The sequence below is a fragment of the Mesorhizobium sp. BR115XR7A genome, from assembly GCF_020165315.1.
In the GTDB taxonomy this organism is placed as follows: Bacteria; Pseudomonadota; Alphaproteobacteria; order Rhizobiales; family Rhizobiaceae; genus Mesorhizobium; species Mesorhizobium australicum.
This window is the reverse complement of record NZ_JAIUHW010000005.1, coordinates 163,233-183,067: the sequence shown is the minus strand read 5'-3', so window position 1 is coordinate 183,067 and position 19,835 is coordinate 163,233. Positions and strand designations below refer to the sequence as shown.

At 63.0% G+C, this 19,835-nt stretch carries 17 protein-coding genes; 11 read left to right on the top strand and 6 right to left on the bottom strand.

Annotated elements, in window-relative coordinates:
• Positions 1-84 precede the first annotated feature (84 nt).
• Positions 85-1,695: an inorganic phosphate transporter gene (locus tag LB557_RS12605; RefSeq protein WP_224643031.1), complete on the top strand. Its 1,611-nt coding sequence runs from the start codon at positions 85-87 to the stop codon at positions 1,693-1,695.
• 89 nt (positions 1,696-1,784) lie between these two features.
• Positions 1,785-2,810: a transporter gene (locus LB557_RS12600; RefSeq protein WP_224643030.1), complete on the top strand. Its 1,026-nt coding sequence runs from the start codon at positions 1,785-1,787 to the stop codon at positions 2,808-2,810.
• A 59-nt stretch (positions 2,811-2,869) separates the two neighbouring features.
• Here the strand turns inward: LB557_RS12600 and LB557_RS12595 are convergent, their stop codons facing one another.
• Together LB557_RS12595 and LB557_RS12590 are read right to left on the bottom strand one after the other, a co-directional pair.
• Positions 2,870-4,030, bottom strand: coding sequence for a patatin-like phospholipase family protein (locus LB557_RS12595; protein ID WP_140616764.1), 1,161 nt, complete (start codon positions 4,028-4,030; stop codon positions 2,870-2,872).
• Positions 4,023-4,811: an acetoacetate decarboxylase gene (locus tag LB557_RS12590; RefSeq protein WP_140616765.1), complete on the bottom strand. Its 789-nt coding sequence runs from the start codon at positions 4,809-4,811 to the stop codon at positions 4,023-4,025. The genes LB557_RS12595 and LB557_RS12590 overlap by 8 nt, the downstream gene beginning before the upstream one ends.
• Positions 4,812-5,055: 244 nt before the next feature.
• Here LB557_RS12590 and LB557_RS12585 point away from each other — a divergent pair, with 244 nt between their 5' ends.
• Together LB557_RS12585 and LB557_RS12580 are read left to right on the top strand one after the other, a co-directional pair.
• Positions 5,056-5,844 carry a 3-hydroxybutyrate dehydrogenase gene (locus tag LB557_RS12585; protein WP_140662924.1) on the top strand — a complete coding sequence of 263 codons (789 nt, stop codon included), beginning with the start codon at positions 5,056-5,058 and terminating at the stop codon, positions 5,842-5,844.
• A 66-nt stretch (positions 5,845-5,910) separates the two neighbouring features.
• Positions 5,911-6,690 (top strand): phosphodiesterase, encoded by a 780-nt coding sequence (locus tag LB557_RS12580; RefSeq protein ID WP_224643029.1) that lies wholly within the window; start codon positions 5,911-5,913, stop codon positions 6,688-6,690.
• On the opposite strand, the gene LB557_RS12575 is transcribed toward LB557_RS12580, so the two are convergent.
• Positions 6,677-7,576, bottom strand: a complete 900-nt coding sequence (locus LB557_RS12575) for a hypothetical protein (protein ID WP_224713063.1) — start codon at positions 7,574-7,576, stop codon at positions 6,677-6,679. The genes LB557_RS12580 and LB557_RS12575 overlap by 14 nt on opposite strands.
• Before the next feature lie 208 nt (positions 7,577-7,784).
• Here LB557_RS12575 and LB557_RS12570 point away from each other — a divergent pair, with 208 nt between their 5' ends.
• A complete protein-coding gene (locus LB557_RS12570) occupies positions 7,785-8,780 on the top strand; it encodes a Bug family tripartite tricarboxylate transporter substrate binding protein (protein ID WP_224643027.1) in 996 nt (331 codons plus the stop codon).
• A 20-nt stretch (positions 8,781-8,800) separates the two neighbouring features.
• The gene (locus LB557_RS12565; protein ID WP_224643026.1) at positions 8,801-10,774 is read left to right on the top strand and encodes a tripartite tricarboxylate transporter permease; all 1,974 of its coding nucleotides are present in this window, start codon (positions 8,801-8,803) and stop codon (positions 10,772-10,774) included.
• Here the strand turns inward: LB557_RS12565 and LB557_RS12560 are convergent.
• Entirely contained in the window at positions 10,771-12,243 is a 1,473-nt protein-coding gene (locus LB557_RS12560) for a class I adenylate-forming enzyme family protein (RefSeq protein ID WP_015315451.1), read from the bottom strand. The two genes, LB557_RS12565 and LB557_RS12560, sit on opposite strands and share 4 nt — an antisense overlap.
• Entirely contained in the window at positions 12,240-13,295 is a 1,056-nt protein-coding gene (locus LB557_RS12555; RefSeq protein WP_140616771.1) for a phosphopantetheine-binding protein, read from the bottom strand. Before LB557_RS12555 ends, LB557_RS12560 begins: the two co-directional genes overlap by 4 nt.
• A gap of 283 nt (positions 13,296-13,578) precedes the next feature.
• On the opposite strand from LB557_RS12555, the gene LB557_RS12550 reads away from it, so the two are divergent.
• From LB557_RS12550 to LB557_RS12530, 5 genes are all read left to right on the top strand, one after another.
• Positions 13,579-14,907, top strand: a complete 1,329-nt coding sequence (locus LB557_RS12550) for an NAD(P)H-dependent oxidoreductase (protein ID WP_015315453.1) — start codon at positions 13,579-13,581, stop codon at positions 14,905-14,907.
• Positions 14,908-14,909: 2 nt separating this feature from the next.
• Positions 14,910-15,938: a thiamine pyrophosphate-dependent dehydrogenase E1 component subunit alpha gene (locus LB557_RS12545; RefSeq protein WP_224643025.1), complete on the top strand. Its 1,029-nt coding sequence runs from the start codon at positions 14,910-14,912 to the stop codon at positions 15,936-15,938.
• Positions 15,938-16,936 (top strand): alpha-ketoacid dehydrogenase subunit beta, encoded by a 999-nt coding sequence (locus LB557_RS12540; RefSeq protein ID WP_224643024.1) that lies wholly within the window; start codon positions 15,938-15,940, stop codon positions 16,934-16,936. The genes LB557_RS12545 and LB557_RS12540 overlap by 1 nt, the downstream gene beginning before the upstream one ends.
• A gap of 3 nt (positions 16,937-16,939) precedes the next feature.
• Positions 16,940-18,343, top strand: a complete 1,404-nt coding sequence (locus tag LB557_RS12535; RefSeq protein WP_224684002.1) for a pyruvate dehydrogenase complex dihydrolipoamide acetyltransferase — start codon at positions 16,940-16,942, stop codon at positions 18,341-18,343.
• A gap of 110 nt (positions 18,344-18,453) precedes the next feature.
• Positions 18,454-18,822, top strand: coding sequence for a hypothetical protein (locus tag LB557_RS12530; RefSeq protein ID WP_015315457.1), 369 nt, complete (start codon positions 18,454-18,456; stop codon positions 18,820-18,822).
• Positions 18,823-18,833: 11 nt separating this feature from the next.
• On the opposite strand, the gene LB557_RS12525 is transcribed toward LB557_RS12530, so the two are convergent.
• Positions 18,834-19,805 carry a sugar-binding transcriptional regulator gene (locus LB557_RS12525; RefSeq protein ID WP_224643502.1) on the bottom strand — a complete coding sequence of 324 codons (972 nt, stop codon included), beginning with the start codon at positions 19,803-19,805 and terminating at the stop codon, positions 18,834-18,836.
• Positions 19,806-19,835 lie beyond the last annotated feature (30 nt).

Genomic DNA, 19,835 nt, shown 5'->3' with positions numbered 1-19,835 from the left:
GGCCTCTCCCGGCGTCACACAGGGTTCATCGTCCGGACATAGCGTCTTTTCCAGTTCTTTGCTGCAATGCAATAGGAGTGGGACATGGTGGACATAGTTTCTAGCGAGGCGGGCATCCCAAGGCCGGATCATCCGCTGGATAGTTCGGGCGGCGCGAAGTGGTTCCTGCCGGTCTTCGGTGCGCTGGTGCTGGTCGGCGTGGTCTATGTCGGCTATGCACTGAGCCAGGATCTGGCGGTGGCCAAGACGGTGCCGTGGATCCTGCTCGGCATCGCCCTGCTGATCGCGCTCGGCTTCGAATTCGTCAACGGGTTCCATGACACCGCCAATGCGGTGGCGACCGTCATCTACACACGCTCGCTGCCGGCGGAGTTCGCCGTCATGTGGTCGGGCGCCTTCAATTTCCTCGGGGTTCTCACTTCCAGCGGCGCGGTCGCCTTCGGCATCCTGTCGCTGCTGCCGGTCGAGCTGATCCTGCAGGTCGGTTCTTCCTCCGGCTTTGCCATGGTGTTCGCACTGCTGGTGGCCGCCATCCTGTGGAACCTCGGCACCTGGTTCCTCGGCCTGCCGGCGTCGAGCTCGCACACGATGGTCGGTTCGATCATCGGCGTCGGCCTCGCCAACCAGTTCATGGCACCTGCCGGCAGCGCCACCAGCGGCGTCGACTGGTCGCAGGCGACCAATGTCGGCGTGACCCTGCTGGTGTCGCCGATCATCGGCTTCTTCGCCGCGGCGATCCTGCTCTACGCGATGAAGCTTCTCGTCCGCAATCCGGCGCTCTATGAGGCGCCGAAAGGCAATGCCCCGCCGCCCTGGTGGATCCGCGCGCTGCTGATCTTCACCTGCACCGGCGTCAGCTTCGCGCATGGCTCCAATGACGGCCAGAAGGGCATGGGCCTGATCATGCTGATCCTGATCGGCGTGGTGCCGACAGCCTATGCGCTCAACCGCACCCCCGATATCAACTATCTCGAAGCCTACAAGTCGGCTTCGGTCGGCGTGGAGACCGCGCTGGGCAAATATGTGAAGCCTGGTGTCACCGTCGCCGATGCGAAGGATGCCAAGGCTGCCGTGCAGGATGCCGTGCGCACCCGGAGCTGGAGCGACAAGACGACCGTCGCTCTGCAAAGCTACATCCACAACACGACGGCCGAGCTGCAGCCTTACGCTTCGGTCGACACCGTGCCGACCGATCTGGTCAGCAACGCCCGCAACGACATCTATCTGATCGGCGAGGCGCTGAAACTGATCGACAAGAAGCAGTTGCTGCCGATGGAGGCCGCCGATCTCAAGGCGGTGACCGACTATCACAAGGCCGTCGACAACGCGACGAAGTTCATCCCGATCTGGGTGAAGGTCGCGGTGGCCCTGGCGCTTGGCCTGGGCACCATGGTCGGCTGGAAACGCATCGTCGTCACGGTCGGCGAGAAGATCGGCAAGAGCCACCTGACCTATGGCCAGGGCGCTGCCGCCGAACTCGTGGCGATGGTCACCATCGGCATGGCCGACCGTCTGGGTCTGCCGGTGTCGACGACCCATGTGCTGTCGTCCGGCGTCGCCGGAACCATGGCGGCCAACGGCTCGGGCCTGCAATGGTCGACGGTGCGCAACCTGCTGCTCGCCTGGGTGCTGACCCTGCCCTGCTCGATCACGCTGGCTTTCGTGCTGTTCATCCTCTTCCGCCAGGTGTTCTGAGCGTCAGAAGCGACAACACTACCGACGGCGCCACGTTGGCGCCGTCTCGTTTTCCGGCGAGAGGTTCGCGACGATTTCGGGCGGCAGTCATGAACGACGCATCGCATCTGGCCTTGCTTGCCGTCGACGACCAGCATCCGGCGCCTGGCCTGGTCTGGGCCTATCACGGCTTGCCAGGCAAAACCCCGGTGGCGCTTGCTCCGCGCGATATCGGCGCGGCACTGGCGATGCGTGAAGGCTGGGTCTGGCTGCATGTCGATCTCGTCGACCAGCGCGCCCATTCCTGGGTCAGCCACGCCTGCGCCTTGCCGGCCTCTGCCCATGCAATCCTCGAAGGCCATGAGGACAGCCCCGCGCTGGCGCATGAGGATGGTGTCGTCCATGGCATTTCCGCCGACCTGCACAGCGAAATCGCGCGTCAGTCGACCACCATCGGCAGATTGCGCTTCGCGGTCTCGGAGCGGCTGCTGGTGACCGGCCGCCGCCATTCGCTGGCAGCGGTCGAGGAGGTGCACGAGGCGCTGGCCGCGGGGCTGCGGCCCGCCACCGCCTTCGAACTTTTCGAGGCGATCGTGCTGGCGTTCTGCAGCAGCACCAGCCTGCGGCTCGCAGCCGCCACCAAGCGGCTCGACGAAGTGGAAGATCACCTAGTGACCGAGCGGCTTGCCGACGAAAGGCGGCGGCTGAAAGATGTTCGCCGTCTGGCGGTCTCCCTGCACCGCCCGATCTCGGCGCTGGCGGCACTTTTCCAGGACGAGGACCGCTCGGACTGGAAGCTGTCGGCGGGGGCGCACGAGATCCTGCGCCGGCTTACCATGCGGCTGGAAAGGCTCGACCGCGAAGTCGTCATGGTCAACGACCGTGCACGGCTGTTGCAGGAGGAGGTCGCCGCCGAGCTCGCGGACGAATCCAACCGCAGCCTTAAGGCGCTGGCTGTGATGAGCGCGCTGCTTCTGCCGGGCTCGCTGATCGTCGGCATGTTCGGCATGAACACCGCCGGGCTGCCGCTTACGCAAACGCCGGGCGGATTCGAACTGGCGCTGTTGATCGCGGCGGGCGCGACCGGCCTGTTCTACTGGCTCCTGCTGAGAGCCGGCGCCAATCTTAGGTTCTGAGCCAAAATAGACAGAGCGGCTCTGCGTTCCGAGGAAGCGGAAAACCGCTCTTGGGTCGCTCAGGTCGGATCTTCGCGATGCAGGTCGTGGATGGTGACGCCGTCGGCATTGGTCGGCAGCATCAGCCACTTCTTGTGACGCAGCGTGCGCTCCGTGTCCTCGAGGCCCATTTCCCAATGCTCGCGCATCGAGGTGCCCGAAAACTCATAGTCCTTGGCGTGGCCCTCATAGCCTTTATGCTGGTAGATCAGGTGGACGATGTTGACGACGCCGGCGTTGGAATAGTCGGCGATCAACTCCTGCTCGCCTTCCCTTAGCTGCTCCGACGGCACGCGCTTCAGCGCATCGAGCAGCTTCATCTTCAGCGCATGGATGCGCTCGAAATTGTCGGTGTTCTGCCGCGTGCGGCTCGAATACATGATGTCCTTGTGGCGCGACAGCACGTCGGCCATGCCGCGCGGCAGCACGCCGCGGGCGCTGAACAGATCGACCTGGAAGACCAGCGAGGAACGGTCCTCTTCCTGGTCGAGCAGGTATTGCAGCGGCGTGTTGGAGACGATGCCACCATCCCAATAGTACTCGCCCTCGATGCGGATCGAAGGAAAGGCCGGCGGCAGCGCACCGCTGGCCATGATATGCTCCGGCTCGATACGCACCTTTTCGGTGTCGAAATAGACGAAGTTACCGGTCCTGACATTGACCGCGCCGACGCTCAGCCGCTTCTTGCCGTCATTCAGCACGTCGAAGTCGATCAGGCTCTCCAGCGTGTCCTTCAATTCGGCGGTGTCGTAGAAGCTGGTGGCGCCTTCGGCGCCCGACAGCTGGAACCAGGGATTGGGATTGCGCGGCTTGAAGAAGCCGGGCTGGCCCATCGTCATCGTCATCAACGATGAGGTCTGGTTGCGAATATCGCGGTAGATGTCGCCTTCGGGCGTATAGGACCAGATCTTGCGGCCGGAAATCGTCTGCCAGAACTGTTCCAGCCGCTGCAGCCGGCGGCTCGGCTCGTTGCCTGCGATGATCGCGGCATTGATGGCGCCGATGGAGACGCCGGATAGCCAGGTCGGCTCGCAGCCGGCATCGGCCAGCGCCTGATAGACCCCTGCCTGATAGGCGCCGAGCGCGCCGCCGCCCTGAAAGACCAGCGCGATACGGTCATACTGCGCCGTGATTTCCTCGATGGTGGCGGCGGCTGCCTTGTTGCGGTTACGATCAAGCACTGACTTTCTCCAGCTGGGTTGCGCTGGCAGCGGATCGGCTGTGGTCAGCGAGGTAATCATGCACGACTTCGCCCAGGCCGAGCGTCAGATCGGCCTTGAAGTGAACCGCCGACACGATGTCGAGCACGGGCAGCTTCGCCACGTCGGCCATGACATGGGGCCGCAGATCGAGCGCGGCGGGCGCCGTCCATGCTTCCTTCAGCGTGATATCGGTGAGGTAGTAGCGGACCAGCTCGCAGATGCGCGGCGTGCCGTCGACATGGGGGATGATCTTGATCAGGAAATTGGGGGCGGCGAGCGAGGCGAGCACCTGGTCATGATCAGCCTCACGATGCTTGTAGCCCATCGTGCCGGTGGCGCACAGAACGCTGCCATAGTGCAGCGTGCCGACGATCACCTCGCCTTCATGGACGATCTTGGGATTGGCGAGCTTCTTTGGAAACCCCCACAGCTCGCGACCGCCGGCAATCGGCGCGTCATCGTCGAGATACATCGAATGGACGTAGCCGCCATGCTGGCCCTTGTAGCGCACCGGGATGACCTGACCGGTCTCGGTGTAGTCGCCGAAGCCGGTGGAGTCCGGCATGCGGATGAATTCGTACTTGACCAGCGGCTCGTCGATTTCCAGCGGCGCCGGCACGACGGCCTCGAGCGCCTCGCGTGTCGTGCGATAGGTGATGATGATGTATTCGCGGTCGAAGAAGCGATAGGGACCCGGCGGGAATGAGGGATTGGTGAGCGGCATCGCATAGGCGCGCTTCACGACATCGGCGATTTCCATGCTGGTGCCCCAAGGTTCTGTCGGACGAATTCATTCAGGAAGGACCGCGCGAATGCGCAACGGTTATGTTGCACGGCACCATGACAGTGCCGTGTCAGCCTAACGACCATGGTTTCCGAACCGGGCGAGGACAAGCAGGCGTTGTCGTCTGGCTGTAATCGCATCGACATATGGCTCTGCCATTGTCATGCTGCGACGCACAATTATATCGTCATGTTCCCTCCCACCTCGCGCGAGATCTCCCATGGGTTCCCTGTCTTCGAAGAATGCCCTCGTCACCGGCTCGACCAGCGGTATCGGCCTGGCAATCGCCCGCGCCTTTGCCGCCGAGGGCGCCAACGTCACCATCAACGGTCTTGGCGATGCTGCCGCCATCGAGCGGGAGCGCGCCGGCATCGAGAAGGATTTCGGCGTCAAGTGCCGCTATTCCGATGCCAACATGATGGATGGCGCCGCGGTCACCGCCATGATCCATGACGCGGAAGAGGCGCTCGGCAGCCTCGACATACTGGTCAACAATGCGGGCATCCAGCATGTGGCGCCGATCGAGGAGTTTCCCGACGACAAATGGGAAGCCATCATCCGCATCAACCTTTTGGCCGCCTTCTACGCCATCAAGGCGGTGGTGCCCGGCATGAAGGCACGCAAATGGGGCCGCATCATCAACACGGCTTCCGCGCACGCGCTGGTCGCCTCGCCGTTCAAGTCGGCCTATGTCTCGGCCAAGCACGGCATATCAGGCCTGACCAAGACGGTGGCGCTGGAAGTCGCGCAGGACGGCATCACCGTGAACGCGATCGCGCCTGGCTATGTCTGGACGCCGCTGGTCGAAAAGCAGATCCCCGACACGATGAAGGCGCGGGGCATGACCGAGGAACAGGTCAAGCACGACGTGCTGCTGGCCGCGCAGCCGACCAAGGAATTCGTTACTGTCGAGGAGCTTGCGGCACTGGCATTGTTCCTGTGCTCGGATGCGGCCAGGCAGATCACCGGCACGACGTTACCGATGGATGGCGGCTGGACGGCACAGTAAAATTGGTCGAAACATGCCGCCTTCAGGCCAACGCCAGGGCGCCGGCGGGAAGGCAGTGCGCGGCCCATGAAAATCATCCAGCTCTCCGATCCGCATCTGATGGCGCTCGGTGGTTATCTCTACGGTTCGGATCCGCTCGCGCGGCTGGAAGCCTGCCTGGCGGATATCGGCAGGAACCATGCCGATGCCGACCTGGTGGTGATATCAGGCGACCTGAGCAATGATGGCGAGCGCGCGGCCTATGCGGCGTTGCGAGAGGCGCTGGCGCGGTTCGTGCCGCCTTGCCGGCTGATGCTCGGCAACCACGACGACAGGGCGCTTTTTCTCGAAATGTTCCCGGAAGCGCCGGCCGAGCGCGGGTTTGTCCAGAGCGTTTTCGATGGCAGCGATGGCCGCCTGATCCTGCTCGACACGCTGGACAGCGGACATGTCGAGGGCAGGCTGTGCGCGGCCCGTCTCGACTGGCTGGACGAGAAGCTGCACGAAGCGCGCGACAGGCCGGTCTTCCTCTTCATGCACCACCCGCCGTCCCGCATTCACATGCCGGTGCTCGACGAGGTCAGGCTCGCCGACGCCGATGCCTTCCATGACATTCTCCGGCGCCACGGCAATGTCGGCCACATCTTTGCCGGCCATGTCCACAGGCTGATCGCCGGCAGCTGGCGCGGCATACCGGTCAGCACGCTGCGCAGCACCAATCATCAGAGCGCCCTCGATTTTTCGGACAGCTGGCGGCTGGGCCACGAGCCGCCCGCCTATGCCGTCATCTTCATCGATGCGGATGGAGTGGTCGTCCATTTCCACGATTTTGAGGCTGGCCGCCGCGAGCCGGTCAAGGGTCCTTGACGAGGCGGCTTTCGCCGCCGCCAAGATGGGTCTCCCACACATGATCGGAGATCAGCCGCCGATAGTGTGGGGTCATGACCAATTTTCTGTGCGAGGCGCCGCCGACGTGGAAAAAGGCGCCGCCCAGCATCCGATGGTCCGCTTCCATCCCATCAACATCGAGATCGGCTGCCGTCTTTTGCGCATCGGAAACATCGTTCTCGCCAAGTCCGCGATACAGCAGGCTCCAGTTTCCGCCGCCGGTGTCCATTCCGCTGACAAAACGCGGTGTGAAGTCCAGGTCCAGTCCTTGCACGGCGCTGAAGCGGAAGAAGCAGAACCCAGCCCACATGAACCAGGCCTCGGGGTCCGCTTGCGCTGGGCGCTTTGAGCCGTGGACGATTTTTCCCTCCATCGTCGCGGCGATGTCCACGGGGACGGTCGGAAAGCAGTCGTGATCCAGAAATCCGAAAAGCTCCGGCCGCAAAGGCCGAACGATGTTGTGGAAGATCCAGTTCATGGATATCCCGTGCGATCGGTTGGGATGGCTCTCCCGGTTCCGGGGCAGACCGAAATAAGCGATTTTTCGCGCCCGGCAGATGTCCGCGATACGCACCCTTGCCGATCGATCGGATGAATTGTCGATGACCACCAGCGTCATCCCCGAGGAGTACAATTGCCAGGCTCGGGTGAGCGCATCGATGACCCAGGGCGTGTTGAAGGCTATGACAAAGCAGAAGCGCCGGGAACCGGTTTGCAGCAGCTCCTCGGTGAATTTCAGGCCTTCGGGAACGCCGCGCCCGCGAAAATCACGCTCAATCAAGGCGTTGCGAAAAGCCTTGGCCTTTCTGACAGGCCAGTTGTGGTTCAGCAGATCAACAAGGCCCTTGGCCGGCTTCCAGCTCATTACAAACTTCGCCATTGCTCCAAATCGGATGCATGCTCCCATAAGGCGAAGCTCATCTTCCCACAACCCCGGCCTGGAGCCGCCAGAATTTTTGCGACCACCGGCTTGTCGTACACGCATGCTATATTTCAACCTGATCTGGTCGCGGGCGCTATCAATCGCGACATCGTAGCGCTAAAACGCCATCCGGGTTCTGCACGGGGTTGATATGTTGGTTGCGATCTTCCGCGCATTGCGCGCCATTCCCTTCGTTGCCGCCAGCATTATCTTTGCCACGGGCGCCCGGGCGCAAGCGGTCGAATTCAAGACAATCACGATCAAGGTCGGCTATGGCCCCGGCGGGGGCTATGACCAGACATCGCGGCTGATCGCTCGCCACTTCGGCCGGTTCCTTCCCGGCAATCCGGATATAGTCGTCCAGAATGTGCCCGGGGGCGGCAGCCTGAAGCTCACCAAGATGGTGTTGGGCAGCGAGCCGGCCGACGGCAGCGTCATCGCTTCCGTCAGCGAAGCCATGTCATATGCGCCGGTGCTCGATCCCCAGAACGCCAATTTCGATCCGCTTGCCCTGCAATGGATTGGCTCGCTCGTCAACGAGCCGGCCTATTGCCTGACGGCCAAGAGTTCCGGCATCGACACGATGGACAAGTTCCTGCAGTCCGATTTCCTGATTGGGGCGACCGGCAAGAGCAGCGTGACCTATATTTTCGCGGCGCTGGTCAAGAACGGCTTGAAGGCAAAGTTCAAGGTCGTCACCGGCTTTGAAGGCACAGCCGATATCGAACTGGCGATGCAGCGAGGCGAGATCGCCGGAATGTGCGGAGTCTCCAGTTACAACATCTCCGAAAACCGCGATGCGCTCAACCTCATTGGTACCTTCGGCCAGGGCATCGTTGCAGGCCAGGAGAAGTTCACTGCTAGGATCGACAACCCGAAGGTCCGGGAAGCGGCCGCGCTGATCGAGACGGCTTTGCAGTTCCATCATCCGTTGGTTGTCCCGCCGGGCACGCCCAAGGAGACGGTCGAAACGCTGCGCAAGGGATATATGGAGATGGTCAGGGATAAGGCGTTCCTGGCCGACATCGGAAAGCTTAGCGAAATGACCGTCAACGCCACCAGCGGCGAAGACATAAGCCGGCTTGTCTCGGAGCAGTTGAAGGTGGATCCGGATGTGTTCGAGACCGCCAGAAATCTGGTGAAGTAGATTCCCGGCGAGGCTCAACGGTGGATCTAATACTCACCGCCGTCGTCGAGATGGCCCAGCCGTTTCGCATGCTGATGCTGGTGACCGGCGTTTTCGTCGGCCTCGTCGTCGGCGTTGTCCCGGGCATTGGCGGGCTGTTCGCGATGGCCCTGCTCATCCCGATGACCTACAACATGGACGCCTATGCCGCCTTCGCGCTCCTGCTCGGTATGGGATCGGTCAATACCACCTCCGATACGATCCCGGCCATCCTGTTTGGGGTTCCGGGCTCGGTCGGAGCGGCGGCGACGGTGCTCGACGGCCATGCCTTGGCCAAGAAAGGCGAAGCCGCGCGCGCCTTCGGCGCCTCCTATTCGGCGTCGATGATTGGCGGCGTGTTCGGCGCTCTGGTGCTTGCCGCGGCTATTCCCATCATGCGACCGCTTGTCCTCTATCTAAAGACGCCGGACTTCTTCGCCATCTGCGCCTTCGGGCTCTCCATCGTCGCGATGCTGGCCGGGAGCCAGCCGCTGAAGGGGCTGGCCGCGGCCATGTTCGGCATGCTCGCCTCATTTGTCGGCATCGATAAGATCGCCGGCATCGACCGGTGGACCTTTGGTGAAATCTATCTCTGGGACGGTCTGCCGGTGGCCCTGGTGTTTCTCGGCCTGTTCGGCCTACCGGAGCTGGCTTCGCTCCTGTTGCGCGGTTCCATCCAGGGCAATGCGGAGCGACCGACCTATGCGGGCATGTGGCAAGGCATCAGGGACACGCTGCGGGAGTGGCCGCTGGTGCTGCGATGCAGCAGCATCGGTTCGCTGCTGGGCGCAGTTCCCGGTGTCGGCATCGCGGTGCTGGACTGGATCGCCTATGGCCATGCGTCACGGCGGCCTGGCTCGGGACCGAAATTCGGCGAAGGCAATGTCAGGGGCGTCATCGCGCCCGAGAGCGCCAACAATGCCAAGGAAGGCGGCTCGCTCATCCCGACCATCGCCTTCGGCGTGCCGGGTTCGGCCTCGATGAGCATCCTGCTCGGCGCCTTTGTCGTCCATGGGCTCGTTCCCGGCCCCGACATGCTGGGCAAGAATGCCGCGCTCACCATGTCGATGGTGTTCAGCATCGCCGTGGCAAATATCGTAGGCGCGGTGACCTGCCTTGTGCTGACCCGGCCTCTGGCGCGCGTCGCGCAGGTTCCGGCCGCCATACTGGTGCCGCTGGTGGTCACCTTCATCGTGGTTGGTGCATACCAGACCAATATGAGCGCCTTCGATTTCGCGCTGGTCATCGGCGTCGGCGCCGTTGGCATGGCGATGAAGGAACTCAACTGGCCGCGCTCGGCCTTTTCATTGGGATTCGTGCTCGGCCCGAGCCTCGAGAACTATTTCTTTCTCGCCTATCAGATTTCCGGCTGGTCGTGGCTTGCCCAGCCGCTGGTGCTCATCCTGCTTGGACTGGCCGTGGTCGGTCTCGTCAGGCAGACGCTGTCGTGGATCAGGGCCAGAAATCCCGGCGGGCCGCTGCCCCCCGCGCTGCCCGACATTGTCGCAGGTGCCACCATGACATTGCTGGCGTTCGCGGCGTTGGTGACGGCCGTGACCGGTTTTCCCTTCGAGGCCGCCATTTTCCCGGTCATCACGGCTGGATTCCTGATGGTGTTTTCGCTGGTGACCACAGTGCAGGCGTCGCTGCGATGGCGCAGGCGGGCCATGCCTGTCCTATCCGCGCCTGCCGCGATACCAGGCGAATGGTCTCCGGTTTCGGAACCCACCATGAAAGGCAATCTCGCGATCATCGGCCTTTGCCTGGCCCTCGCCTTTCTCATCCTGTTGGTCGGTCACTTGGCAGCGACCTTCATCTTCGTTGCCGGCAGCATCACGGTGCTTGGGACGAAGTCGAGGCGGTCATCCCTGGTGATCGCTGCCGCCGCGACGGCCTTCGTCTATTCGGTCTTCGACATGCTGGCATCCCAGCCCTGGCCGACTCCGTGGCTCACAGGCATTAGCGGAATTTTCTAAGAACCCTTATGCGGCGCCAGCGTTTCGACCAGTTGGCGGCGTAGCAGCTTGCCGTTGCCGCTGTAAGGCAACGAGGCGACCAGCCTGATCTCGCGCGGCCGCCGGTCGGGCGCGATGTTGGTGCGCATGAAAGCCTGGAATTCCTCGACGGTTCCGCGGTCGGAGACGATGAAGGCGGCGATTTCCTGCCCCATGGTCTCATCTGGAAAGCCGGCCACGGCGACGTCCTGCACCTTGGCATGGGTGCGGATCAGTTTTTCAAGCTCCTGCGGCGCGACACTGACGCCGCCGCGAACGATCATATCGGCCTCCCGATCGACGATCGTGATAAATCCGTCGGCGTCCAGAAATCCGATATCACCGGGGATGCCCCAGTCGGAGCTCATGATCTGCGGATCGACGAACAGGCGGTTGCCGGGCATCAGGACCGCGGATGCCATGGTCGGCGTCCATGCCTTGATCAGCCCGCGCTCACCTTGCGGCAACACGCGGCCATCGGCACCGAGGATTTCGACCTGTGCGCCGGCGACCGGACGGCCTGCGCTTTCGGGCTTTGCCAGAATATCCTTACCCCATAGCGAGGATATGATGCCGGTAAGGCTCGATGAGTAGCTTATCCGGTATCCAGAGGAGAGATAGCGGTAGGCAGCGATCTTGTCTTCGCCTCTGGCCGGTCCGCCTACGCTGTAGAGAACGGAAAGTTGGGGAAGCAGGTGGGTTGCGCGTTCGCCCACCTCCTTGACCATCCGGGCAATGACTGATGGCGCCAGCGCCGTGCCGCTTGCCTGGAACGAGAGCAGCGCCTCGATGAGCTCCGAGGGGGTGAACAAGGGAGGAAAGAACCGAACGATTCCCCCGTAAAGCAGATAGCCGAAGACTTGGTGACGCATTGCCGAGTATGACAGGGCCATCGGCGTCAGGAATCGTTTTGCGGTTCCCTCCACCACGCCGCGGCGCGCCGCGATGCGCCTGGCGAGTGCCTCATGCGACTGGGTGTAGGCCTTTGGATCGCCCGTCGTGCCGGACGAAAAGATCAAAAAGGCCGGGACGGCATCGCTCGCCGGGGGGCGGACGTCGGATCCCGGCGCCGAAGCCGATTTCCAGCCAGCCTCGAAAAGGGCGTTCGGATAGACCTCATCGCCCGGCATGGCGCGGCTTTCAAAAACCATTCTCAGATCGAAGTCGCGGGCCTGCCTGGCTCGCTGACTCCTGGGAGTTCGAAAGTCGACGACAACAGGGGTCGCGCCGATTTTCCAGCAGGCGAGGATCGAAAGGATCACGTCGATGTTGTCGAGCATGGCGAGGCCGACGCGGTCGCCCGGTCGGATGCCCGATGCGCCGAAATTGGCTGCAAGATGTCCGCTCTGCGTCAGGGCCTGGGAATAGGTGATATCAGACCGGCCGCTGACCATCGCGACCTTGTCGCCATGGGCAGCGAAGGCCTCCAGTATCTGCCAACCAAAACTCATTGACGATGCGGGTTTTCGCGTGGGGCCTCGCTTCGGGCGGAGAGGAACGTCAAGATCTCCGCGTCGATCGCGTCCATGTTGGCCTTGCGGAATTTGTTGTGCGTACCCGGCATGACGACCGTTTTCACGCTGGCCTCGTTAGACGCCCAGCCCTTGTAGTCCTTCACGGTGGTGGCTCCCCATTCGGAACTGGCGAGGATGAGGATGTCGCAGGGGTAGGACGAGGGCACAAAACCGGCTGCGGCCTGCAGCAGCGCGCTCTTGTATGCCTTCTTGCGCAGATGGCGCCCCAGGCGTGTCTGTCCGAGACCGACCGCCTTCAGCGTGTCTCGCAACAGGCGCCAGTAGACCACCTTGCGCACGATATCGCGCCGCCTCCTCTCGGTGAGGCGATCGTCGGGCATCGGCTTCAGCCAGGCCGAACCTGGCGATGGCGGATCAATGAGCACGATTGCCGGCCGCTTGCCCGTTGCCTCATGGCTCAGCCGGCCGACCTCGATCGCGAGCAGGCCACCCACGCATATGCCGCCGATGACTTCGGGGTGCCTGCCTGTTACCGAGGTGAAGGCTTCAAAATAGTTGGTGCCAATTTCGGCCATGGTGGAATAGGGCGTCTCGCCGAGTTCCGTGCCCATGCCGCGCACCGCCATGATCGCGTATTTCTCTTTCAGACGCCTGCTGAAGCGATTGGCGAACAAGGCCGAGCCGGTGATGCCGTGGATCATCGCGATCGGCTCCTGGCCGACGCTGCCGGACACCGGCACGATCAGCTCACGGGCCGGATGCTCCGGCACCAGCGATGCGATCAACCGGCCGAATTCGCGCGGTGTCTGCGCTTCGAGCAGGACGGAAGTCTGCAATCTCACGCCGAACCGCTTCTGCACGGCAAGCACTAGAGTCTCCGCCATCAGCGAATCGCCGCCGAGATCGAAGAAATTGTCGTCGAAGCCGACGGCCGGCACCTTCAATTCCGCGGCGAAGATGCCGGCAATCGCATGGGCCGGTCCATCGCCCGGCGGTGGCACAGGTCTAACCCGTTGTTGGACGTTCATCGGAAAAGCCCCTAACCGACGGATGTTCACTGCTAACGCTTTTACGCAGGGTGAGTGCCCCTAACAAGTGTCCTGTGCGCCGCGCGTCGAGCCGCCGCTGGCGTGCTTGTCTCGCCACGGCAACGCGGAAAGTCGCGATTTGCCGGCTCCGCAACGGCCTTTTGTCCAGTTGTGTAAGTGTTGCAAAAGCACGCAGATTTGGACATTAGTCTTGACAGAAATACAGATGTTCAATACCCGTCAGGCAATTGAACAAGCCTGCATTATGGGAGGAATGAGCGGTATGGCGTCCAATGTTTCGTTGACGGGCCTTGCCCGCGATCTCGAGGAACGCGGCAAATCGGGCAAGCCGATCCGCATCGGGCTGATCGGCTCGGGCGAGATGGGAACCGACATCGTCACCCGCGTCGCCCATATGTCGGGCATAGAGATCGGCGCGATCTCCGAGCTGAACCTGCCCGCCGCCAGCAAAGCGGTGGATATCGCCTTCCAGGAAACCGGCCATGCGCGCGAGGTGTCGAACGCCTCGGCGATGACGGCAGCCATGGAGGCCGGCAAGGTGGCGGTGACCAACGACGCCAGCCTGGTCATCAACAACGATCTCATCGACGTCGTCATCGATGCCACCGGCGTTCCCGCCGTCGGCGCCGAAATCGGCTTGCGCGCCATGGAGCACGGCAAGCATCTGGTGATGATGAATGTCGAGGCCGACGTCACCATCGGCGCCTATCTCAAGAGCGAAGCCGACCGGCTCGGCGTCACCTATTCGCTCGGCGCCGGCGACGAACCCTCCTCCTGCATGGAGCTAATCGAATTCGTTTCGGCCATGGGCCACCCGATCGTCGCCGCCGGCAAGGGCAAGAACAATCCGCTCAACATCGACGCCACGCCGCCCGCCTATGAGGAAGAGGCCAGGCGCCGGCACATGAATGTGCGCATGCTGGTGGAGTTCGTCGACGGCTCCAAGACCATGGTCGAGATGGCGGCGATCGCCAACGCCACCGGGCTGGTGCCCGACAAAGCCGGCATGCATGGCCCGGCCGCGACGCTCGGCGAATTGAACAAGGTGCTGGTACCGCAGAAGGATGGCGGCGTGCTGTCGAGGGTCGGTGTCGTCGACTATTCGATCGGCAAGGGTGTCGCACCCGGTGTCTTCGTCGTCGCCGACATGTCGCATCCGCGCATTTCGGAGCGCATGGAAGATTTGAAGATGGGCAAGGGCCCGTACTTCACCTTCCATCGTCCCTATCACCTGACCTCGCTCGAAGTGCCGCTGACCTGCGCCCGCGTCGTGCTCTACGGCAAGGCCGACATGGTGCCGCTGGCCAAGCCGGTAGCTGAAGTGGCCGCCGTGGCCAAGAAGGACATGCAGCCCGGCGAGAAGCTCGATGCGATCGGCGAATATTGCTACCGCGCGTGGATCATGACTGCACCGGAAGCGCATGCCGCGAGGGCCATTCCCTGCGGCTTGCTGCAGGGCGGGTCGGTTACGGCGCCGATCAAGAAGGGTGAGCTCATCACCTACGCCAATGCCGCCCCGGCAGCGGGGTCCAAGATCGCCGAACTGCGCGCCCGTCAGGACAAGCTCGTCTACGGAACCGTGGAGGCGTAACCATGGCCAGAGCCAGCAAAGCCGTCGCGGACAGCCGCGCCAACCTGCCCTTCGTCTATCGCCAGTACAGCGCCGAGCAGCTGAAGCAGGTGCTCTACAAGATGTACCTGATCCGCCGCTTCGAGGAGGGCGCGGAAGAAAGCTACACGCGCGGCCTCATCCACGGCACCATGCATCTGTCGATCGGCCAGGAGGCGAGCGCCATGGGCATCTGCATGCCGCTTGGCGAGGACGACCAGATCACCTCGACCCATCGCGGCCACGGCCACTGCATCGCCAAGGGCGCCGAGGTGAAGCGCATGTTCGCGGAATTCTTCGGCAAGACCACCGGCTATTGCAAGGGCCGCGGCGGTTCGATGCACATCGCCGATGTCGCCAAGGGAAATCTCGGCGCCAATGGCATTGTCGGCGGCGGCATTCCGATCGCCGTCGGCGCCGCGCTCTCCGCCAAGATGATGAAGACCGGCAAGGTTGTCGTCTCCTTCTTCGGCGACGGAGCCAACAATGAAGGCGCCTTCCACGAGGCGCTCAACATGGCGGCGGTCTGGAAACTGCCCGTTATTTTCGTCTGCGAGAACAATGGCTACGGCATGTCGACGTCGACTGCCCGGTCCACCGCGGTCAAGAACATCGCCGACCGCGCCGCCGCCTATTCGATGCCGGGCGTCATCGTCAACGGCAACATCTTTTCCGAGGTTGCCGAGGCTTCGTACAAGGCGGTCGAGCGGGCACGAGCGGGTGAGGGGCCGACGCTGATCGAGTCCAAGACCTATCGCCATCGCGGCCATTCCAAGAGCGACCGCAATCGCTATCGGACCAAGGAAGAGATCGAGGACTGGATGTCGAACCGCGATCCGATCACACTGTTCGAGAACGAATTGCGGGAATTCGGATTCATCGACGACAAGGGCATCGAAGCCATCCGCGAGGTGGTGGCGCGGGAGATCGCCGACGGCATCGAGTTCGCCAAGGCGAGCCCGTCGCCTGACGTCAGCGAGACCGGCAATTACGTGTATACGGAGCAGGCGTGATGGACGCGATGGTGCGTGAACTAAGCTACGCCCAGGCGATCCAGGAAGCCATGGCGATCGCCATGGACATGGACGAGCGCGTCTTCCTGATGGGCGAGGACATCGGCGTCTATGGCGGCGCCTTCCAGGTGACCGGCGACCTCGTCGATCGTTACGGCGCGGACCGGGTGCTGGACACGCCGATTTCCGAACTGGGCGGCGCGGGGGTCGCTGTCGGCGCCGCGCTGACCGGCATGCGGCCGATCTTCGAATTCCAGTTCTCCGATTTCGCCACGCTGGCGATGGAGCAGATCGTCAACCAGGCTGCCAAGATGCGCTTCATGCTGGGCGGCGAGGTTTCGGTGCCCGTCGTGATGCGCTTTCCCGCCGGCTCCGGTACCGGTGCCGCCGCGCAGCACAGCCAGAGCCTGGAAGCTTGGCTTGGCCATGTGCCGGGCCTGAAGGTTATCCAGCCGTCGACGCCCCATGATGCCAAAGGCATGCTTCTGGCTGCGGTCGCCGATCCCGATCCGGTGATGATCTTCGAGCACAAGCTGCTCTACAAGATGAAGGGCCCGGTGCCCGAAGGCTATTACACCGTGCCGATCGGCAAGGCAGATATCCGCCGCGAGGGCCGTGATCTCACCATCGTCGCCACCTCGATCATGGTGCAGAAGGCGCTCGACGCCGCCGCCGCACTGGAGGCCGACGGCATCGACGTCGAAGTCGTGGACCTCCGGACCATTCGGCCGATGGACAAGCAGACCGTTATCGACAGCGTCAAGAAGACCTCGCGGCTGATGTGCGTCTATGAGGCGGTCAAGACGCTGGGCATCGGCGCCGAGGTCAGCGCCATGATCGCCGAAAGCGAGGCGTTCGACTATCTCGATGCGCCGATCGTGCGGCTGGGCGGTGCGGAAACGCCGATCCCCTACAATCCGGAGCTGGAAAAAGCGACGGTGCCGCAGGTTCCCGACATCGTCACCGCCGCGCGCGACCTCGTCAAAGGGGTTCGCTGATCCATGCCGACCGAAGTCATTCTTCCCAAGGTCGACATGGATATGGCGACCGGACAGATTTCGCGCTGGTTCGCCGAGGAAGGCGCCACGGTCAAGAAGGGCGACGTGCTGTTCGAGATCGAGACCGACAAGGCCGCGATGGAGATCGACGCTCCGGCCAGTGGTGTGTTGCGCGACGTGACCGGCAAGGAAGGAGTCGATATCGCGGTCGGATCGGCGGTGGCTTGGATTTATGCTGACGGCGAGGCTTATAAGGACAAGGCGCCAATCTCACCCCTTGAGGGGGAGATGTCGACGAAGTCGACAGAGGGGGTTGCCTCAGAAGGCACCGCCCTCGCGTTGAGTCCGGTCGAACCGACCCCACCCGACCGGCCATTGGCCGGCCACCCTCCCCTCGAGGGGGAGGGGAAAACCCGCGCTACACCCTTGGCGCGTCGATTGGCTCGTGAAGCAGGACTGAATCTCTCCGGCATATCAGGCACAGGCCCACATGGCCGCGTCGTAAAGGCGGATATCGATGCGGTACTCTCCTCCCCCCTCGAGGGGGAGGTGTCCGCGAAGCGGACGGAGGGGGTCGCCTCAGGAGGCACCGCTTTTGCGCCGAGTCCGGTCCAACCGACCCCACCCGACCGGCCTGCGGCCGGCCACCCTCCCCTCAAGGGGGAGGGGGATGTGTTGCGCCTGTTCGAGCAAGGCTCCTACGAACTCGTCCCGCACGACAATATGCGCAAGACCATCGCGCGGCGTCTGGTCGAAGCAAAAACCTCCATCCCGCATTTCTATCTGACGCTCGACTGCGAACTCGACGCGCTGCTGGCTTTGCGCACTCAGCTCAATGCCGCGGCACCGGTGAAAAAGACCGACAAGGGTGAGGCGCCCGTCTACAAGCTGTCGGTTAACGACATGGTCATCAAGGCGATGGCGATGGCCTTGAAGGCGGTGCCGGATGCCAATGCCTCATGGACCGAGAGCGCCATGGTCATGCACAGGCATGCCGATGTCGGCGTCGCCGTTTCGATCCCCGGTGGCCTGATCACGCCGATCATCCGGCATGCCGATGAAAAGACGCTGTCGGTCATCTCCAACGAGATGAAGGACCTGGCCAGCCGCGCGCGCAGCCGCAAGCTGAAGCCGGAGGAATATCAAGGCGGCACGACCGCCGTCTCCAATCTCGGCATGTTCGGCATCAAGGACTTTGCCGCCGTCATCAACCCGCCGCATGCGACGATCCTGGCGGTCGGCGCCGGCGAGGAGCGGGCGGTGGTCAGGAACGGCGAGATCAGAATAGCCACCGTGATGTCGGTGACGCTGTCGACTGACCATCGTGCGGTTGATGGCGCGCTGGGAGCCGAACTGCTGGTCGCCTTCAAGAAGCTGATCGAGAATCCGATGGGCATGCTGGTCTAGGCTCCTGCAGTAAGCCGGCGCCAATGATGCGCCGGCTTATGATGAAACGACTTGTCAGGCTCCGAACCTTGACCCATGTTCTCTGGTGATCGCGACCAAGGGAGGCCAACATGCCTGCATTCGACCCGTCTGACGTCAAAACCTTGTTCGGCAGGGTCATGGGCGCGTCGCCTTCCGACATCAAGCTGGTGGCGCAGCGCCTGCACGATCATGCTTTCGAGCCACGCATGTCGGCGGAAGAGACAAGGCAGCTTGTTGTCAGCCTCGGTTATGACAGCCTCGATGCGTTCTGCAGTGATATCGGCCTGCCCGCGCATATCGCCGAGCGCTGGAGCCGTTTTGGCGTTTCGGGCGAGATGAAGCAGGTGTTCACCCTGCTGGCGGGGCAGCGCAGACGCGTGGCCGAAGCGATCGCCGAATTCGAATCCATGACCCATGTCGGCGTCGAGGATTTTTTGCGCGAGCGCGGGTTGATTTAAACCCAGGCATCTCAGCCGGCCTTGGCCAGCAGCGCCATAGCGGTGTCGCTGTCGGTGATCAGCACATTGGTGTTGACAGCCTTGAGCGCGGCGAGGATTGCCGCCACCTTGCGCTTTCCGCCGGCGGCCAGCACGACATTCGGCACATGGGCGACAACATCGAGATCGATCGCCATGACGCGCCCGTTGACTTCGTGGTCGACGAGCCTGCCGGCGGCATCGACGAAATAGCATAGCATGTTGGCGACCGCGCCTTTTGCCTTCAAGGGTGTAATCAGCGATGACGGCACGATGCCATGCCGGAAGATGGTGGCATCGGGCGACATGTCGCCGACGGTGAGCAATGCGATGTCGGCCGCCGCGGCGCGCCGGCGCACATCCTGCAGCGTCGGCTGCGCCCACAGGAGATCGCGCAGCGAGGGGTCGTCCACCATCACCGGCGCCGTGATCTGATAGCTGTCCACCTCGAACACATCGGCGACCTTGGCGGCCACGATCGACGGGTTGATCCATTGCGAATGCGGCAGGCTGCCGACAAGCGCCACCACCGAGGCGCGCTTCAAGTGCCGGCGGGCGAGGAAACCCAGGCTGGCATGCAGTGTGGCGCCACCGCCGATCGCCAGCGTCATGCCATCCTGCATCTGCTCGCCGAGATAGGCCGCCACGGCGTGGCCGATGGCCTTCTCCAGATGGTCGTGAACCGAAGGTGTCGGGATGACGACGGCGGCGTTGAGGCCCCAGCGTTTTTCCAGTTCCCGCTCAAGCGCCACCTGTTCGGCTGTCGGCGCGTTGATCATGGTAACGACGATGCCCTCGGCGGTACAGGCGGCCAGCGTACGCATGACCTTCACCCTGGAGACATCGAGCTTTTCGGCAATCTGCTCCTGCGTGAAGCCCTCGACATAATAGAGCCATGCCGTCTTGACGCTGAGGTCCGACGAGACCATCGGCAGGCGAGCCGGTACGGGCTTTTGCGTGGGCATGGATGTCGTCCCTCATGTGTCATGGCCGAC

Coding starts and splice junctions, on each gene's coding strand:
- LB557_RS12570 (WP_224643027.1), top strand. CDS start 7,785: ATGTTGGTTGCGATCTTCCGCGCATTGCGCGCCATTCCCTTCGTTGCC.
- LB557_RS12560 (WP_015315451.1), bottom strand. CDS start 12,243: ATGAGTTTTGGTTGGCAGATACTGGAGGCCTTCGCTGCCCATGGCGAC.
- LB557_RS12540 (WP_224643024.1), top strand. CDS start 15,938: ATGGACGCGATGGTGCGTGAACTAAGCTACGCCCAGGCGATCCAGGAA.
- LB557_RS12555 (WP_140616771.1), bottom strand. CDS start 13,295: ATGAACGTCCAACAACGGGTTAGACCTGTGCCACCGCCGGGCGATGGA.
- LB557_RS12605 (WP_224643031.1), top strand. CDS start 85: ATGGTGGACATAGTTTCTAGCGAGGCGGGCATCCCAAGGCCGGATCAT.
- LB557_RS12550 (WP_015315453.1), top strand. CDS start 13,579: ATGGCGTCCAATGTTTCGTTGACGGGCCTTGCCCGCGATCTCGAGGAA.
- LB557_RS12535 (WP_224684002.1), top strand. CDS start 16,940: ATGCCGACCGAAGTCATTCTTCCCAAGGTCGACATGGATATGGCGACC.
- LB557_RS12580 (WP_224643029.1), top strand. CDS start 5,911: ATGAAAATCATCCAGCTCTCCGATCCGCATCTGATGGCGCTCGGTGGT.
- LB557_RS12585 (WP_140662924.1), top strand. CDS start 5,056: ATGGGTTCCCTGTCTTCGAAGAATGCCCTCGTCACCGGCTCGACCAGC.
- LB557_RS12575 (WP_224713063.1), bottom strand. CDS start 7,576: ATGAGCTGGAAGCCGGCCAAGGGCCTTGTTGATCTGCTGAACCACAAC.
- LB557_RS12525 (WP_224643502.1), bottom strand. CDS start 19,805: ATGCCCACGCAAAAGCCCGTACCGGCTCGCCTGCCGATGGTCTCGTCG.
- LB557_RS12530 (WP_015315457.1), top strand. CDS start 18,454: ATGCCTGCATTCGACCCGTCTGACGTCAAAACCTTGTTCGGCAGGGTC.
- LB557_RS12590 (WP_140616765.1), bottom strand. CDS start 4,811: ATGGAAATCGCCGATGTCGTGAAGCGCGCCTATGCGATGCCGCTCACC.
- LB557_RS12545 (WP_224643025.1), top strand. CDS start 14,910: ATGGCCAGAGCCAGCAAAGCCGTCGCGGACAGCCGCGCCAACCTGCCC.
- LB557_RS12600 (WP_224643030.1), top strand. CDS start 1,785: ATGAACGACGCATCGCATCTGGCCTTGCTTGCCGTCGACGACCAGCAT.